Source organism: Sulfitobacter sp. 1A15106 (assembly GCF_043556995.1).
GTDB classification, from domain to species: Bacteria; Pseudomonadota; Alphaproteobacteria; order Rhodobacterales; family Rhodobacteraceae; genus Sulfitobacter; species Sulfitobacter faviae.
Genome location: NZ_JBIFFM010000016.1, coordinates 1 through 17,304 on the forward strand (window position 1 = coordinate 1; position 17,304 = coordinate 17,304).

16 protein-coding genes and 1 pseudogene are annotated in these 17,304 nt (G+C 56.2%); 12 read left to right on the forward strand and 5 right to left on the reverse strand.

Annotated features, from left to right (window positions below):
• Window positions 1-620: 620 nt before the first annotated feature.
• A complete protein-coding gene (locus ACGYKA_RS18480) occupies window positions 621-2,222 on the reverse strand; it encodes an ATP-binding protein (protein ID WP_394439565.1) in 1,602 nt (533 codons plus the stop codon).
• A gap of 794 nt (window positions 2,223-3,016) precedes the next feature.
• On the opposite strand from ACGYKA_RS18480, the gene ACGYKA_RS18485 reads away from it, so the two are divergent.
• The 4 genes from ACGYKA_RS18485 (at window position 3,017) to ACGYKA_RS18500 (ending at window position 6,157) form a co-directional block, all read left to right on the forward strand.
• Window positions 3,017-3,505 (forward strand): acyloxyacyl hydrolase, encoded by a 489-nt coding sequence (locus tag ACGYKA_RS18485; RefSeq protein ID WP_304951534.1) that lies wholly within the window; start codon window positions 3,017-3,019, stop codon window positions 3,503-3,505.
• 927 nt (window positions 3,506-4,432) lie between these two features.
• The gene (locus ACGYKA_RS18490; protein ID WP_394439568.1) at window positions 4,433-5,272 is read left to right on the forward strand and encodes a hypothetical protein; all 840 of its coding nucleotides are present in this window, start codon (window positions 4,433-4,435) and stop codon (window positions 5,270-5,272) included.
• A gap of 230 nt (window positions 5,273-5,502) precedes the next feature.
• Window positions 5,503-5,802: a hypothetical protein gene (locus ACGYKA_RS18495; protein WP_276155224.1), complete on the forward strand. Its 300-nt coding sequence runs from the start codon at window positions 5,503-5,505 to the stop codon at window positions 5,800-5,802.
• An 85-nt stretch (window positions 5,803-5,887) separates the two neighbouring features.
• Window positions 5,888-6,157: a hypothetical protein gene (locus ACGYKA_RS18500; RefSeq protein ID WP_304951533.1), complete on the forward strand. Its 270-nt coding sequence runs from the start codon at window positions 5,888-5,890 to the stop codon at window positions 6,155-6,157.
• 359 nt (window positions 6,158-6,516) lie between these two features.
• Here the strand turns inward: ACGYKA_RS18500 and ACGYKA_RS18505 are convergent, their stop codons facing one another.
• Window positions 6,517-7,182: a 5-formyltetrahydrofolate cyclo-ligase gene (locus ACGYKA_RS18505; protein ID WP_304951532.1), complete on the reverse strand. Its 666-nt coding sequence runs from the start codon at window positions 7,180-7,182 to the stop codon at window positions 6,517-6,519.
• 288 nt (window positions 7,183-7,470) lie between these two features.
• Here ACGYKA_RS18505 and ACGYKA_RS18510 point away from each other — a divergent pair, with 288 nt between their 5' ends.
• The gene (locus ACGYKA_RS18510; RefSeq protein ID WP_394439570.1) at window positions 7,471-7,869 is read left to right on the forward strand and encodes a hypothetical protein; all 399 of its coding nucleotides are present in this window, start codon (window positions 7,471-7,473) and stop codon (window positions 7,867-7,869) included.
• 363 nt (window positions 7,870-8,232) lie between these two features.
• Here ACGYKA_RS18510 and ACGYKA_RS18515 read toward each other — a convergent pair whose 3' ends face one another.
• Together ACGYKA_RS18515 and ACGYKA_RS18520 are read right to left on the reverse strand one after the other, a co-directional pair.
• A complete protein-coding gene (locus tag ACGYKA_RS18515; protein WP_346348377.1) occupies window positions 8,233-8,406 on the reverse strand; it encodes a ribbon-helix-helix protein, CopG family in 174 nt (57 codons plus the stop codon).
• Window positions 8,407-8,732: 326 nt separating this feature from the next.
• Entirely contained in the window at window positions 8,733-9,413 is a 681-nt protein-coding gene (locus tag ACGYKA_RS18520; RefSeq protein ID WP_276155059.1) for a hypothetical protein, read from the reverse strand.
• A gap of 497 nt (window positions 9,414-9,910) precedes the next feature.
• Between ACGYKA_RS18520 and ACGYKA_RS18525 the strand changes: the two genes are divergently transcribed.
• From ACGYKA_RS18525 to ACGYKA_RS18540, 4 genes and pseudogenes are all read left to right on the forward strand, one after another.
• Window positions 9,911-11,206 (forward strand): AAA family ATPase, encoded by a 1,296-nt coding sequence (locus ACGYKA_RS18525; RefSeq protein WP_304951530.1) that lies wholly within the window; start codon window positions 9,911-9,913, stop codon window positions 11,204-11,206.
• A gap of 3 nt (window positions 11,207-11,209) precedes the next feature.
• Complete coding sequence (locus tag ACGYKA_RS18530; protein ID WP_394439573.1) at window positions 11,210-12,337, forward strand: ParB/RepB/Spo0J family partition protein; 1,128 nt, start codon at window positions 11,210-11,212, stop codon at window positions 12,335-12,337.
• Between the two features lie 167 nt (window positions 12,338-12,504).
• Window positions 12,505-12,680: pseudogene (locus tag ACGYKA_RS18535) on the forward strand (S-(hydroxymethyl)glutathione dehydrogenase); the annotation flags it as partial.
• Between the two features lie 417 nt (window positions 12,681-13,097).
• Window positions 13,098-13,277, forward strand: a complete 180-nt coding sequence (locus ACGYKA_RS18540) for an alpha/beta hydrolase-fold protein (protein WP_394387861.1) — start codon at window positions 13,098-13,100, stop codon at window positions 13,275-13,277.
• Between the two features lie 317 nt (window positions 13,278-13,594).
• On the opposite strand, the gene ACGYKA_RS18545 is transcribed toward ACGYKA_RS18540, so the two are convergent.
• Window positions 13,595-14,704, reverse strand: coding sequence for a tyrosine-type recombinase/integrase (locus tag ACGYKA_RS18545; RefSeq protein ID WP_304951528.1), 1,110 nt, complete (start codon window positions 14,702-14,704; stop codon window positions 13,595-13,597).
• A 156-nt stretch (window positions 14,705-14,860) separates the two neighbouring features.
• Between ACGYKA_RS18545 and ACGYKA_RS18550 the strand changes: the two genes are divergently transcribed.
• The 3 genes from ACGYKA_RS18550 (at window position 14,861) to ACGYKA_RS18560 (ending at window position 17,243) form a co-directional block, all read left to right on the forward strand.
• Window positions 14,861-15,742, forward strand: a complete 882-nt coding sequence (locus ACGYKA_RS18550) for a DUF1403 family protein (protein WP_304951527.1) — start codon at window positions 14,861-14,863, stop codon at window positions 15,740-15,742.
• Window position 15,743: 1 nt separating this feature from the next.
• A complete protein-coding gene (locus ACGYKA_RS18555; RefSeq protein ID WP_304951526.1) occupies window positions 15,744-16,352 on the forward strand; it encodes an SMC-Scp complex subunit ScpB in 609 nt (202 codons plus the stop codon).
• A gap of 537 nt (window positions 16,353-16,889) precedes the next feature.
• Window positions 16,890-17,243 (forward strand): H-NS histone family protein, encoded by a 354-nt coding sequence (locus ACGYKA_RS18560; protein WP_304951525.1) that lies wholly within the window; start codon window positions 16,890-16,892, stop codon window positions 17,241-17,243.
• Window positions 17,244-17,304: the final 61 nt, after the last annotated feature.

Sequence of the window (17,304 nt, forward strand, 5' to 3'; positions counted from 1 at the left end):
TTTATTCAGGACGGAAAGCGCCAAAATGGTCATTTTACACCCCCTGTTACAAACATATTGAATGATTTCAATAACTTGGACTTTGTAACGCATTACGCCCACATATGTCTTTATATTGGCGCACAATGATCAATAGACCTGTCTGTCTCGTATGTACACTTTTTCTATATTTCTGTAACATAGATAGATATATGTATAAATGAGATAGATTTCAGATACTTACGGGTGTTACTTAAAGTGTTACAGAGCCGTAACAGCGTTACATCGTTGTTTTTAAAAGGAAATTTTCTATCTGACCCCCTTCAGAGGCCAGATCTGCCCCTTCGCCGGTCGCAAATGGACGTTTTGCTTCCAACACCTCCGCCCTCGGCGCCATGAACTCGGCGCGTCAGTTGAGGTCCCCGATAGATGTCAGGCCCCTCTCTTGAGAGCTTGGGTTCAGCAGGCCGGACAGCCGGCGGGAGGGAAATCCTAGGGGTCCGGCATTCCCATTGACGAATTCCGCGGACCTCCGCGACCACGAAATCAGGAATTTCAAGGAGGGACTGCCCGCGCACTGGAGGTGCGTGGAAAACAAAAGCGCGCAGTCAAGCCGGGCAGAGCATGGCCCCAAAGCGGCGTTACTCCGAAAGGCCCTCGGAAAGCACCGCCGTTTCAGAAGAATTCAGGGCAGGGAAATCCACGAGGAAGGTCGTCCCCTCCCCTTCGGCAGTCTCAAATGTGATTTCACCGAGGTGCTGGTCAACGATCGCTTTCACAATGCTCATTCCCAGCCCATAGCCCTCATTGACCCGATAAGTGTCCCCCCGCGCAAAGGGCTTGAAAAGGGCCTTCTGAATATCGTGCGGCAATCCTGCCCCCTCGTCTTTTACATAGAAGCCCCGCCCCCTGGTGGCAAGACCCAACTCTACCGTCCCACCCTGTGCGGATGCTTTGATCGCATTTGTCACAAGGTTGGATACCAGCCGTTCCACCCTGCCTTCATGCAATCGCAAAAGCTGGTTCGGTACATCTGAAGGCTTCAATTTGAGACCTACGCCATGGTCTTCGGCATAGGAGGTAAGGGCCTCGATCACCCGAGCGAGCAAAGGCGCAAGGGGGGCGACAGCGAAACCTGATGGCTCCTCCGCACGGAGCTGTTCGACGTCGAGTATGTCAGCAACCATCTCGTCGATACGCTGCGCATTGCGCAACGCGAGACGTAGCAGTTTGGTTTTTGCGTCGTCCAGTCCCGGCTTTTGCGCATCCAGTACCTCTAATGCACCGCAGAGCGCCGTCAGCGGGTTTTTTATGTCGTGGCTTACCGTAGCGATCATCTGATCCTTGGCATGTTCAAAAGCACGCTGTTCAGTGACATCTCTGATAACAGCCAGAAATCCAAGTGTCTCGCCCGCCTCAGTTTCCACTTTGGCAGTAGAAGCAAGACCCTCAAATGTGGATCCATCAGCCCTTCGACAGGAAATCTCAAACTCACGTTGCTTGCTTGAAGTCTGAGGGTTAAACCTTTCCTCTCCCGCGCGCTCATACCCCTCAAGTGAGCCATAAAGCACTGCTGTCTGTCGCCCCCGAATTTGGTGGGGTGCATAGCCAAACAGCGCCTCCACAGCTGGGTTGACCATCGCGACACGGCGGTTGAGATCAGCCAAAACGATTGCTTCGGGCACCGCATCAATCATCGCACTGAGCAACCCACGTTGTTCGCGCAATTCCCGCCGCTCGGCATGCAGCTTGAGTTCATTGCCCAACCAGCGCGCCAAAAAGGCGACGAACTCATACTCCTTCGTGCTGAAGGGTGCATGACGCGGAGCACGGTCAGAAAAGTTCAACGTGCCGAAGAATTCGTCTCCGCGCCGCAATGGCGCCCCGATGTAGCTCTCCAACCCGAAGTTTTGATAGCAGGGATGGGCAGATATCTCTTGCCGCCCCGCATGATGGAATGCGGTCACGTCATCATTGCTCAATGTGTGAAGGCAATAGGTACCACCTACATCAAAGGTGGCCCCAGGCACCGGGGCCCAGTCAGGGCCATGGACAAAAAGGCACTCGTAGATCGGCCTCTCTATCCGACTAACAATTCCAAGTTCGAGGCCCAGGGCATCGGTACTTAAGGCGAGCAACTGCGCAACCTTATCCTCAAAAGCAAGCTCTGGCTCTACTGCGAGCTTATAGAGTTCACGCAGCGGATCATCAAAATTTGCAGGAGCGTTTGGGAACTGGTTCATTGGGAGCTTTACCTGTCCTTCTGTTCTACTGTGAACCACTTCAGTAGTATCACCCCGCGTTCCATCTTACGTAAAGCAAGTCTTTTGGACGAGCAGCGTGATTGACGCAAGGTCAGAAAGCTTGGCCATAATGTGGCTTAGAAGATCAAGGCTTTAGCTGCACCCCACCGATGCCCATGCCGTGTCGATCCTTAAGACGTTGCATGCCTCTTACAGTCGTCGCGTGGAAATCATGCAGGCCCTGGCAATCGCAGGGGGGCGCTGGACCCCTTCGGGCCCTTCCTTCGGGGGTTTGCACCTATCTGTAAGCGCCCGATTGTTAACACCAGCCGCGTGAAGCCATACTCACTTAACTATTGTCGTTATTGTCGTCGTTATTGACGCCGTATGAGATGGGACCAGATATGCATCCTGAAGTGAATGTCAGCGTTGAGCAAAGACGCCGTTGGCGCGAAGATGAAAAGTTATCGATCCTCGGAAAGGTCGGCTTAAATGGCACAGCCTTAAGAGTGCGACCGATCTCACTGAATGAGTTCAGAGCTCAAAGGCTGGCGAGAAAATTGAGTAAAGAGAGGCATGGCCCGCTGAAGTGGAGAAGCTCAACGTCGATGCATTTGATCAAAGCTCTCTGTGTAACAACGCCAGTCAGCTTCCCGTCACAGCAGCGGGGACATAAAGTGTCGCATAAAAACAACTATATCTAGGTCTTTGTACGAAGCGCACAGGTTTATCTATATCATCGAGCTACTTATCCGTAGCTGTCGCCTTGCACCCCTTCGAACCTAGGCCCTTTCATGCAGCATCTGACCACCGCCCTATTCTTTGTGCTTTCGACGTCTGCTGCATACAGCGGCGAAGTGGTACTGGGCTTGGGCGTGGACGACGTGCTCGATCATACCGACACTTCAGCCCCTGCTGTTGTCGCGGAGTATCACTTTTCGCCCTTCTTTGAAGGACGCCAAGCCGCTTATTCTTATGCGGTATCTGCACAGTTCGACAACGATCGGGACATCTTCATTGGCGCAGGGCTATCTGCTCAATGGAGATTGATCGATAGCCCTTGGTTCATTGAAGGCAGCTTCATGCCGGGATTTTATACCAAAGGCACCAATGGGACGCCCCTCAATGGGAAAGTACAGTTCCGCACGCTGATCGGACTGGGGTACGAACTGAATGATACCAGCCGCGTATCATTGGCACTCGACCACAAATCCAACGCCCGCCTTAGAAGCCCGAACCCCGGATCAGAAACCTTAGCGATCCGCTATCATCATAGCTTTTAACATAGCGGGGTCTCAGCCCTTGCCTGTAAATCCAAGCCCCGTTCTTTAGCCACGCCGCTTTACGTGGCACATTCTCCGTAGCGCTTAACCACGCTTCACAGCCCACCATGAGATCTTGTCTGACGTCGCATCGCCAGCTTGAGAACGCCGCACTTATGGGTGCAACGGTCGTTTGGGTTCAATGTAAAGCGATACCGATCAGGAATATGGGCGCGGGTAAGAAACAACCGGGCATTCAACCCATTCCGCTGCGATTAGTTGGCAAAGCACTGTTCCCAGAGGCACGGTGCGCACAGAAGTACAACGAAAGCAACGCCTTACCGAGCGGAGCAAGCAATCCAACGGATTGACAAAAAATCGACGGCGGTCATGTAGCGTCCTCGGGTCCCGTCTCGCGCGCAGTGATAGGCAGACCAAAATAGCGATCGGCAGCGCAAACACTCGATCTCCATCATTCATCGACGGGCGACATTGAACTTCCATGCTGGCGACCTGCGGCCATTCGGTCTTGGCCTGCAGACGAGCCGTGTGTGGCAAGACCCCAAGTGTCGGAAGCGATGCTGCATCCATGCATAAGCTGCATCACCCGAGCAGGAGCCCCGCACGCTATGCGTTCAAACACTCTCTGCGCGGCTCCCTCCCCCAACCCGACGAGCGGACCCTGCCCGCCCAGAGTGTTCGGGTTCCCCATATCCTTACTAAAGAATGACACGGGGGGCGTGGCCCGCCCTTCGCGGGCTCATTCACCACTTTTAAGATCCCCTCTTAAAAACAGAGGCTTAGATGACCTCCGCCAAGGTTATCCACATTAATTAGGGCCCCAAAATTTGCGCCATGCAGATCCGGCGCGCATCTTCGCCTTACCAAGGGCGCCCTACAGCGCTTTCACCGCAAACGCCAAATCGGCAACAAGAAAGAAGAACGACAATGCAGAAACTTAATATGCTCGCCACCGGCGAAAACCTCTCTGATATCAAAGCTGCGGCAAAAAAGGCGGCAGCCCAGGGCGTCACCACCAAGGCCGCAGCGCTTGCCGACGCGGCCGCCAAACACGGCGCTGCCAGTTGGACCGAGCTCAAATCCCGCGGCTGGTCGCTCGACGAGGACGGCGATATCGGCGCGGCTGCGGCCTGCGAGATGCCAGGGAGCAACGTCAAAATCCAGGCCTACTCCGCCCTTATTGATCTCGACGACGAATATATCGATCTCGATGAAGCTTGGAGTGTGAACGTCAGTCTTTCGACGCGCTACACCCCACACCTCTACGTGAGCTTCGTCTCCGCTTATGAAGGCACCAATTTCGATCTGAGCCCGGAGCAGAAAGCGGCCTTCGAAAAAGCCATTGAGACCGGATCAAAGGCCGATGCCATCGTGGCCCAAGCCGCCCTGATCGAAGATGTGATGGGGTGGTTTGACAAAGATTGGGTTGAGATGACCACCAAAGATATCTGCAATCTGCAGCGCCTCGAGCTGGGCATCAAAGATGAAGACCTCTTTTGGCGCCGTCCTGACATTGGCGGCTATGGCAACGGTGAGCAATGTCTCAAGGTCTATGACGCCGGTGACGGCACAATGTTGGTGTGCATCGAAGATTCCTATCTTTTTGAAGAGGAAGAGGCCCCATACGGCTACATCACTTACAAAGAGTACGATGACGTTGAGCACACGCCGGACGATTATGCCAAGATGGAAAAGGCCTTTCTGGCCGCGGCGGGCATCCAGGCCCCCTTTGCGGGCAGCCGCTCGCATATGGATCAGCCCTGGTAAACAGGGGCATTCTACGCTCCTGCCGCGCCCCCTGCCCCCGCTCTTTCTTTTTTAGGCAGAGCGGGGTTTGCCCCAAGCCCCCCCTGCCCCGATGCATCAGCACTGCGCGCACAGACCGTGACGTTATCCACATAAGAAGCCCCCTCCAAACCTATTCATCTCAAAACCAGCGCGTAGCTCCACCCCTTAGAGACCCCAATAAGGAGCCGGCGCACCAGCCGAACATGCCTATGCCCGATCAGATCAAACCCAAACGCCGCCGCTCAAAAGCGGAACGCCAGGAAAGCGCCGCGACCTCCCGCACCTATGATGCGAAGAAACGCGCACAGGGCCTGGTGCGCACCAGTCACTGGGTGGCCAAAGACGACCTTGCTGCCGTCAAATCCTTCGTTGCCACCCGCGCGCAGCTGCGGGCCGACCGCCTGGCGCAGACACAGGCTTTTGCGCAGCTTGAAGCCTTGAAGCCCTTCAAAAAACCCCCGCGCAACCCAAAACACGATCCCCGCCAGGCAAGCTTCGATTTCGACTAGGAAAGCCCGCTACCTTCCCCGAGAACAGTCTGACCGTCTGCACCCATGCCATAATTTGTCCGCATTCCCTTAATAAGGGAACCAAATGACCCAGACCGAAGCGATCGACAGCAGCACCGTGAACCTGCGCCCCCCTCTTGGGCGCAGGCTGCGCATCGGTCTCTCAGGGGGGCTCTTGGCGCTCACGATGTTTCTCGCTGGAAATCACTTGGCCGCTTTAGACAAAGCCTCTGCCATGAAGTCTTCCCGTGCTCCCGCTAAAACGCCTACTCCAAACCCGGATTTGAGCGGCACGACCCAACTGGCCAACCTCGTTTGCACCGATGAGGGCGAGCCCACTCAGTACGCTCCCTGAGGGTCCCGCTTAGTTCCGAGATCTGTCCCGCTCGTGGTTAATCCCAGCACGGGGCATGACGTGTCAGCTCAGCACTGGCATCAACGCAACTGCAAAGCTGGGCGCACTCAGCGAGACCAAGATGCCAGACGAAGGGGATGAGAAACGCCCCACCCCCTTGGGTCTGGGCCAATCGTTGGGGGTATTCACAACGGAACCAGAAGGCAGCATTCCGCGACCGCGACAGCACAACTGTACACTAACCCCCCCAATTGACGGGGTTTGTGTACAGTTAGCATATCTCAATGGCTCAGATCGCAGCCCCGTCTTAAGCGAAACCATGTCAGGGGCCGCAGCTCCGGAGGTAGAGCACCCCCGGTTTATGGGCGGCGCGAGGGACGGTCCCGAACTGATCCATCAGAGAGCACGACTGTGTCCATCGGGATATCCCATGGCATTGGAAAAATAGTCGGAATGAGGCAATTGGAGAAACCGACCCCGATAACCTTCGGCACAGGATCGACCTGCGCTAAGGTCCGATCGTAATACCCACCGCCATTGCCAAGCCGAAAAAAGGCTTCGTCTACGCCCAACAAGGGCGAGATCACGACGTCGGGCACCGCTTCTGCGCCGTGCTTGGGTACCGGAATGTTCCAAACGCCGCGCACCATCGCACACCCCGGCTGCCAAGCGCGAAAGCTCAATGGCGCGTCTCGTTCCACGACGACCGGGAGTAAAACAGTTGCGCCCGCGGCATGCGCCTTGGCCATCCAGTCGCGCAGATCCGGTTCGCCTCGAATTGGCCAATAGGCCGCGATCCACATACCTTTTTGCGGAGCGACGAGGGTCTCGAGCTTTGCGGCCAAAATTTGTGTCTCCTCAGCACGCCGCGAAACCGATAAGTGCCGCCGGGCCTTCAGCAGACGGGCACGCTCAGCCGCCCGGAAACGGGCCACATCCCGCATTCTTATTGGATCGACAGGGGTGCCATCGATCAGCAAATGCGCCATGCACGGGGCCGATCCGCCTGTGTCACCATCCTCCATGATCATCCCCTTCCAGACCCAACATCAGTGATACCTATTAGAGGATCGGGTTTTATGGGCCGCCAGGCAAGAGCATCGATCCAGTCCGTTCGCGAGACAAAACCATCAAGCACCCTGCTCTGAAGCTCACCAAGTCATAGTATTCGGTGGCTGAAGCCTAGGGTGTTTCGCCGGCGCGCCGCGCAAATCAATGAAGTGCCCGAAAAACTTGACTGGTGTTGCGTTTTACAGGACCCTTCAGTTGTAACGCTTACTGGGTGGCGGCAATCCATCTAAGGGAGGTCTTACGTGAACAGCTTCTTTCTCGGCTGCGCAGCCGCGCTCGCCTTTGCGGGTTCTGCTGCAGCACAGGACATCATGGCGGTTTATGACACCCGGCTTGATCCACATGACCTCGTCAACTCAAACGGTCAGCCATTAGGCAGCGTCTGCGCTGCAGTTCAACAAGACCGAGCCAATTACCACAGGTTCAAAAAACGCGGACAGGTCGACGACCCAGACCCGATCTTTGCTAACAGTAACAGAACAATGCGCGCGCGGATCGCCGGTAGTTGCATCATCAAGCCAGGTCATGAACACCTGCACAAAGCCGTGTTCAGTGGCATTGGGTACGGAATTATTGTGCGCGTGCAGGTGCTCAACGATGCCGGGCCATTGAAAGTTCTGGTCAGTGAACGCGCCGGCTAGCTTTTACAGTACAAAGAGCTTTTGAGCATCGATTTGCGCGTGAGCTGGCTGGTCACGGCATCCCTCCGGAGCTCGGCAGCCCCATGCTTGAGGGTGCTCGCGAGATGCACCTCAAACCCAATACGATTAATTGATATCATGTAATCGTCCCGTCAATCCTTCTGCCTGTCTCGGGGAAGCGTCATCGACAAGGCCCCTCGCCCATAAGAGGCTACGCCGGTCAGACCCTAGGCCTTTTCGCCCCAGAAGACGAGGCGCGTTGGTTTTTCTCTCAGCCCCCTTCTGTAGGCCGTGCTGATGTCACCTCTCAGGTCAGCGCTGACATCAGCGCTCTCGTCAGCACTCATCCCATAAACCGCGAAGTTATCGATCCCGCCTCCCCGCAGCCCATTCCTCCAAGATACGTCGGATCAATTCCGGCCGCGTGGGCAGATCCTCCTCCGCCCGACGCGCTTCATCGAGGGCCTCTATCAGCGCTGTCGGCATCCGGACCATAACAGGAGCGGTGTCCGCTTTGGGTCTTCCACGTGATTTCATAATATTACTTATTGACAGATTGATTTCTTAGTATCATATATAAGCGCACGGGTGACGGAGACGCAACTCCAACGCCCGTGCTAACCAAACTCTGACGACGAGGACATCAGCATGGCTGCTAAACCACCTACCACCCCTGCCCGCGCGACTGAACCGCTCAATCAGACTGTTCTCGTGTCCAATCGATATAAGTTAACTCATACCCTCTGGATAAATAAAACCGCCAGTTTTACATGAACTTATAGTCTGCGTGGTGTCGTGCGATAGCGAATCGCTCAATAGGTGTCCTTAGTTAGATACAGCGAAAGCAAATCAAAAGCTTGACTTCAGACGATCACGGAGACTTCGGTCACGTCCCCATCGACTGCCTGACAAGCGCTCAGGATCTGGCGGAGGAGATGGGTCTGTACATAGCTGCCGTGAAACCTGCTCGGAGCCCGCAGGACCAGCCGGCCCCCGGCCCTCTCGACCCGGACAAGGTTACACAGCCAACTACCGTAGAGGTCCGGCGCTTCGGTATAGAGGATCGATTGCGCCAATGCCCACTCGCTCCCATCGCTAAGGTCAGGCGCCGGCACATGACCCCTCACTGGTAACGACACTACGGGGGTTTCATCGGGCTTGCCGCTCATTCGTAGGTCAAAGTCTGGCCCTACGTTGGACCACTCGGCTTCAGTCATGGCCAGGATGCGGTCGATGTCGAGACCATACTCCGTCACCCTGCCCCGCGCGCCTTGCCGCTTGACGACCAACCAACCTAAAGCGCGGAGTTTGGCCGTGTCCCGTTTCACGGTCCGCTCGTCCACCGACCAAAGTCGGGCAATCTCGCGCTGCCCGACGGCAAGTTCATCGCGGGCCCAATTGTAACGTGCCGTTATCAAGGTAACAAGCCGCAGCACCAATCGCTGGTCGTGCTTGTTGCGTGCAAGCGCGTAAGCGCCGAGTGCCGTAATAATATCGTATTTGCGGGCAGCGTCGCGTTGACCTGCCAGTTTGACCAGTTGCATGGATGCCCTCTATCTGCGGCGTGCGCAGTCGCTCTTGTCCTCGCAATGGGTCTTCGTCGGACCCATGGTCGGTTTGAATGACACAACGTCTTTCCGACCTCGGCCCTAATTTGCGTCCAAACAGTTTATTCTGTCAAGAGGTGGTTTTCCTGCGTATCCCAAAACTTGTCTAACGATAATGATTTTCTTGGTATATAGGTATTGGGGGCCATCGTGGATGTCCCACTAAGGAACAGTTCTGTCCCCCAATATGTCGGAAAGGGTGGCAATGCGTCCCCCCATATTATGTGTTTTATGCCCTTTGGAGGGTACTTTCTCGCATGGAGAATCAACGCAGCTGGTCGTACTAAAAAGTGAATTTTTAGCGTTGCCTCATAATAGGCCTTTTCAAAAACACTAATCTCGGCGTAAATCAGGAAAGAGAAATAATTAGCGTCCCGGTAGAAGGTTCCCCGCGGGGAACCTTGGAAAACGGGAGGCGACATTGAGGAAGGCATATGTACACTCATACTGATTTAGCAAAGTTGCAGGCCCAGTCCCTGAAGATGCAAGGGTTCATCCGGCAGCAAACTTACTCCCCGGAGATGGAAAAGACACTACGGCGCTTTTCAAGCTGGGAAGTTGCCGAGCTTATCCTGAAGATCAACCCCTCCACACTGCGCAGCCGGCTGGCGGCAGACCCGTCCCTGCCCGAGGGGGCAGTTGAGGAAGAAGGACGTCAGCGCTGGTACGCGTTGGAGGAAATTAACGAACTGAGGCGCAAGCTAAAAATCAAGGGAAAGTCGCTGTTGCCGAAACGTCCGGCGGGAAAGCGGGCGATCCGTGCGGCAATCGCAAACTTTAAAGGCGGTGCAGGCAAGAGCACTGTCGCGCTGCATTTTGCCCATGCCGCTGCTCTCGATGGCTACCGCGTGCTGGCGGTGGATTTCGATCCGCAGGCGACCTTGAGTCATTCGATGGGATTGTCGGATGTGTCCGAAGAGGTGACGGTCTGGGGGATCATGGCCCGCGATCTGATCCGTGAGACTGAGCGGATGAATGCTACGGCGGGTGGTGCTGAGAGCGGGACCGCCCTGCCCCAGCGAAAATTGCCGCCCTCGGTCACGGGCATGGGTTTGAACGATTTGCGGGTGATGGATTTCATTAAGCCGACAAGCTGGCCGACCATTGATATCATTCCAAGCTGTGCGAATGCAGCGTTTGTCGAATTCGCCAGCGCACAGTACCGACATTTAAATCCTGAATGGTCGTTCTTCGCGGCTGTTTCGCGTTATCTCGATCAACTTCCGGCGGATGCCTATGACCTTGTGATCTTCGATTGCCCGCCCGCGATCGGTTACCAATCTATGAACGCCGTCTTCGCGGCTGATGTGCTTTATGTGCCCTCTGGTCCGGGCTATTGGGAGTATGACAGCACGACGAGTTTTATCGGCCAGTTAGCCGAAGCGCTGGAAGACCTGGGTCGGTTCCGGGGGCGGCTGCCCTCTGGGACGGACCCGGACAAAGTTTTCGCCGACCTGCGGTTCCTACTCACACGATACGAGCCGAACAACGATTTGCACCGTGCGATGCAGTCAGCCTTTCATCAGGTTTTCAAGTCGCATGTGACCGAGCATCCGATTGAGATGACCCGCGCGGTTGAGCAGTCTGGGCGGTTCCTCTCGTCGATTTACGAAATGGATTACCGACAGATGACGCGCGAGACTTGGCGGCGCGCTCGGATGTCGTTTGATCGCGCTTATTACGAATTCCAAACCACGCTCGTTAACGCGTGGGATAATCTTGAGGATTGATAGATGGCAAAGAAGCGTTCTGTTTTCGATATTAATTTCGAGCTAGATGCCGAAAAAGAAGCCACCGAGTTCCCCGCAGGGAACCGCACTCTGGATACTAAATCCAACAATGTTCAGGGGCATCCGCAACAAAACTATGAATCGGCGCCCGCGCGCCGTGGCCCAATGGCAAGCGCGATCGCGGAAACCGCCGAGGCGACACGCGAGCGTGCGGATAAGGAGGCAACGATCCGTGCTGAGAACGACGCATTAGCGCATGAGCATGTGAGGTTGAAGAAGCTGGGGTTGATCACCGATCTTATCCAGACTTCAGACGTGAAGACGTCAAAACTTACGCGGGACCGCTCGGCCAATATTGACCCCGAGCTTGCAGAGCTGAAAGAGTCTATCAAGGCGGTTGGGCTTTCAAACCCGATCCGGGTTGAGAAAACTGATGAGGGGTACGAGTTAGTCCAAGGGTTTCGCCGCCTTTCAGCGTTTCAGCAATTGGCTGAAGAGACGGGCGATCCGCGCTATACGCGTATTCCTGCAGCGATGGTTCCCCGCGGGGAACCTTTGGTTGGCCTCTACCGGAAGATGGTCGATGAAAATTTGATCCGGAAAGACTTGTCCTTCGGTGAAATGGCACAGCTAGCGCTGTCCTATGCCAAGGATGAGAACATTCCAGTAGGCGACGCGGTCTCTACGCTCTACGCTTCAGCTCTTAAACAGAAACGGACCTATATTCGCCAATTCGCGCGGGTGTTAAAGGCTTTAGAAGGCACCATCCGTCACCCGGAGGCAATACCACGGGCTTTGGGTTTGAACCTTTACAAGTTGATCGACGCTCAGTCAGAGAGGGCAGGGGAGATCGCAGCGAGCCTGCGCGCTTTGCCGGATCGGGATGCCGAAGCTGAGATTGCAGTCCTGCAAAGCGCTTTAGCGCCAGAAAAGCCTGCCTCTACCCGCGTGTCTAAATCTACGTCTAAAACATCACTTAGAATGGGCCGCCCAGAAGGGGAAGCTAGAGTGACTGCGTCCGATGGAAAGGTCGAATTGCGGCTGGAAAAAGATTTTTCGGCAGTACCAAGGGCGCGATTGCAGCAGGGGATTGAGGCTTTTCTGGCAGTCTTGGACGAGACTGATAGATAACGTCGCTTGCCGCATAATGTTAAATCTTAAGTCTGCGACCCCACATCTTGTGGTCGCGGTTTTCACTAAAGGAATGCCAGTTCGAGAGTCGACCGTTTGCCCTGCGCCTTCCACCAGATAATCTAGCAGAAATTGGATCTCCAGCGACAGGTGTCGATTTTATGGACTTTGGCGGGGTCAGGGAGCTGGCCGAGCTGTCTCACTATACCGAACGCTACATGGCGGGTGAGTTCAAGCTGAACCATTTCATCATCCAACCATGGGGCTGGAGGACAATAACGAGGTTTTCGACCTGATGCATGAGATCAAGAGCATCCGCTCGGTTGTTCATTTCAGCAGCTAAATCTATGGGCTGCGCTTTGCCAAAGCGCGGCCTACCAAACCATTCTACGAGGTGTCCTATGACCCTTCATATTACCCGCGCCGCAAATGGCTATGGCGGCTAGACCAAACACTATAGCCATCATTCCAACCTGCTGAACCGCGACATGCGGTATCCAATCTACCTGCCGCCGCAGACGGCGGAGCGTTGTGCTGCGGAACTGGGGGTGCCGCTGGTACGTTCCGTACACCAGCCCGCGCGGCGAGGAACTAGCCGGTGCCGATAGCTATGCTTTGGGGCCGGGGGTCGGGGTCGATGTTAAGGCTGCAGAAGCGCCGTGAGACTTGCACTACCAGATGTATGACTATCTAATGCACGAACTGCCGAAGCTGATCGAAGAGACCTTTCCGGTGAGCGGTCAGCGGTCGATTATTTTTGGTGTTCCTTGTTTGGCATGGGGCTCTGGTCTTGGCGCTGCGCGGCCCCAAGCGCTACAATTCTTTCCCGGCCTTTAGCCCGACCTGTAACCCGGCGAACTGTTCTTGGAGGAGAAGGCGTTTTCCGCCCATTTGGGAGAGGGTCGCAAAACCTGTGAGGCCTCTGACGCCAGCCTGCTGATGCGCGGAGCCAAGGGAGGATCTCTAGCGCCGGTAGATTTGGGTGAGGCGGATGATTTATTGGCCGAGCAGTTGAAGTCGAACGCGCTGGATGCGACGGCCGGAGGCCTATGAACACAGGTGTTACTTCATCTCAAGCTGAGTAAATGATTACATGCGTTCATGCGGACCATCTTGGTCACTGACGCTTACTATGTCGCTTACGCTTTGAGCGGGAATGGCGGCATCTTTGATGGATTAAAAGCGTCATATTCCATTTAACCAAGCCGTCTAGTTGAGTAGGGTTAAGAAGTCCGGCCGCAACAATCGCAGACGCTGCTACAGCCCGGCAGCCTTCGTCAGGTTTACCCTAAAACGGTCGCGCCGGCGTTGATAACGGCGGGTCATTTCGGCGGAGGCGTGTCCGAGCTGCTTCTGGACATAGCGTTCGTCAACTTCGGCCGAACTCGCCAGACCGGCGCGCAGCGAGTGGCCGGAGAACAGTGCCAGGCGTTCCTTTTCGGGCAGGTCGGATCGGATGCCGGAGTCCTGGACGGTGCGTTTGATTAGCCGGGCCACATGTTTGTCGTTGAGCCGTGTTTCCGTTGCGCGTTTTCCATCCCGCGACGTGCCGACGAAAACTGGCCCGAAGTTGATCTTTGCAAAGTGCAACCATTGCTCGAGTGCATGTACGGGGCAGCTCGGTTCCTTGGTACCACGGCCGATCTCGACTTCGCGCCAGCCGGTCTTGGCGTTGAGGGTGAGGAGGGCGCCTTTGCCGAAGATCTCGATCCAGCCGCCGGAATCCGGCGTGTCGTCCTTGTGGACGTCCAGGCTGACAATTTCCGATCGACGCAGACCGCCTGCATAGCCGAGGAGCAGGATGGCTCGGTCTCGCAGACCGCGCAGGTCGAAGGGCAGGGTGGCGACCATCGCCAAGATATCCTCAGGCAGGATCGCCTCTTTCTGCGCCGGCGGGCGCGCGTGTTTGCGTTTGATCCCGGCGAGCACTGTCGCGATGTGCCTGTCCTTGCGGTCAAGCGTAAAGCCGCGCTGCGCATAGTTCCAGGCAAGCCCGGATAGGCGGCGGTCGATTGTCGAGACCGATAGGGGGCGGGATGTCGACTGCGACGCGGAGGGGCGTGAGCCGGACGCCAGGTCGGCGAGGTAAAGGCCGATCATCTCGGGCGACGGAGGCAGCGCTTCTGTGCCCTTCATCCGGCACCAACGTGCGAAGTGTGCCCAATCCTTCGCATAGGCCTTGAGCGTATTCTCAGACACTGACGCCCGGGCATAGTCTCGGGCGGTGTCCACCAGTCGATTGAGCGTACCGGACCCCGCGACATGAGAGGGCAGGGCGATACTGTGGTCCTGATCTCTCCCCTCGACGCGAGCGTCATTGAGCTCATCAGAGGGCGCTGATCGCGATTTCTCGGTCTCTGAAGGCATTTTTCACTGGATCCGATGCTGAATTTGAACTGTTTGGCAACATATCTACATATGTCCGATAATGTAAACTTATTGGACATAACCAGATCGCACAAGCTGGGGCGGTTTTTGCTTTCATAGATAGCCTTAACCGCCGCGATGAGGTAGCGTGATTATATGGATTCCCCCCGCGCCCTCGACATTGATCATTCTAAGATAATACCGCGCATGCCCTCTTGGGTTACCGCGGCGCCCGCCGAAACACTTGAAGATATGGCCTTTTTATCCGGCGCGGTCTTGCACCACCTGCATCTCCTGATGGCGCGGGACGACGTGCCTAAGACCCTGCTGCGCGCCCGGCTGGCCCTGCGCGCGGCAGAGGCTTGCGTCAGGTTTTCCGGTCGGCCAGAGCGGGCAGGGGCGCTGCGCGATACGGTTCACTTTCTGCGCCCCGGGGATCTGCCGGGACCGGCAGGAGAGGTCTATCTGTCTTGGCTGGGCGCTGTGGCACGGGCGGTCTCGGTCAGGTCTCTGGGCCGGGCACTGCCCGCTGTCGACGAGGACCGGATCGCCGACTGTCTCAACGCGGGGCGGGGGGCGCCGGTCAGCCGGGCGGGGAGGGTGCTGGAGGCCATGATGGCGACAGTGCGGCAGGAAGTGCCGGCGCTGATCTTAGCGGATGCCGCCTTGAGCCAAGCGCTTGGTTTGGACCATGTAACGCCTCTCTTGGCAGCTGGGTTGAAGCGCGCGGACCTGCGCAAACGCGGAGATGAGCTGCGCCGCGCCTGCCATCGCGCCGTCGTGGCTTCGGCGGTCGAGACGGCACGCCTCGCGGCCGATCTCACGCGGCGGGCAGAACATGTGAACGCGGTCGCGCCAAAGCTGCGCGCCAAGGGGGCAGGAGAAGCCGTGGAGATGTTTTTGACCCGCGACGCCGTCGCAGCAGCAGCGCTGCCGCTGCCGCCCCGTGCGGCACGGCGGCTGTGCGACCGGCTGGTGGAGCTCGGGGCCGTGCGCGAACTCACCGGTCGCGACACGTTCCGGCTCTACGGAGTATAGTGTGGCCAAACAACACTCTGAACCGGAACTGGACCGCGAGCTGGCCGATCTTCCGCCAGCGCTGCGCTGGCGGGAATGGATGCGCAGGATCGAAGCGGTGCTCTTTGCCTCGGCTTCCCCTGTGACGCACACGGATCTGGCGCGGGTGGTGGGGAAAGATGCGTCGGTCGATCTGCTCATTGAGGACCTGGCCGCGGAGCTGGAGGGGCGCGCATTTGAAGTTGCTAAGGCGGCGGGGGGCTGGATGATGCGCACGCGGTCTGCCTACGCTCCCGCGATCCGCGTGGCGGCGGATGCAGGGGATCAACAACTCGACCTGAATGAATTCGACTTCGCCGTGCTGGCGGCCATCGCTTACCATCAGCCGATCACCCGTGACGGGCTGAAGGATATTTTTGGCAAAGAGGTCAACCGCGATTTGATTGGCCGCTTACACGCGCGCGATCTGATCGGAACGGGTCCACGATCACCTCAGAGAGGGGCACCTTATACCTTTGTGACGACAGAGCAGTTTTTGATCGCGTTTGATCTTGAGAGCTTGCGAGACCTTCCGGACAAGGAACAATTGTTAGATGCCGGTTTAAGCGTAGAAAACGCGGAAGCTGGCTGAATAGATGTTACTCGAACTGTTTGCTTTGTGAATGGTTTTGGCATAAGCAACTTTAGAGTGTCGGGTGACGCCCTGTTCTACTGAGGCTTGAATTTCCCATGGGCCTCGCCAAACTGCGGCGGCTTCCGTCCATTCCCTGGCATCTGGGGTCGCCGCTTTTCTTAATCCCTTCTTATGGGAACGTCTGATCTACCTCATTGCTTGCGCGTATTTTTTTATCTATCGAGCTTCGATTTCGCGAGTTAGGTCTGACCTGGCGCCCACTTTTGACTCCCACAGCGGAAGTCAGTTCACGCTTCATTGCCATCGATGATGGATGCTTCGACCATCGCTCGACGTGATCCAAGGGTAGTTCGAGCATTTTAGCACAGATTACGCCTTCAGATTAAGCGATCTTCTTGTCACAAAATATATGCCTGCTGCGGGGTGATTTAAAATGTAATCCAACTTCGTCGGCATCGATACATTGAATAGCTAAATGATCAAGCATATGAAGCTTCTCAAGTATTTAGCCCCGCAAACAAATGGAAGAATTGCATGTTCGATAAGAGTGAGTTGAAAGCGATGCCGCGCAAAGAGCTCGAAAAGCTGCTGGCGGACGTCAAAAAAGCACTGGCGTCTGCAAAGGCTCGGGATCAGCGAGAGGCCAAAAAAGCCGCGGCGAAGGCGGCTGCGGAGTTCGGTTTTTCGCTAAACGATATTGCTGAAACCGCAGCGCCGCTTCCCAAGAAGAAAACCAAAACAAAGGCGGCCAAGAAGCCATCAAAGCCGGTTTTCGCAAATCCGGAAGACGCGACACAGACTTGGACTGGGAAGGGGCGGCAACCGAACTGGTATCGTGAACAGGTTGCTACCGGCACGGATCCCGAGACGATGCGCATTAAAAATTGACGAGAACTTCGGGCTCGTAGAGGGGACGAGCCCGTTCAGGGCACCTGTCGGAGGGGCGTAT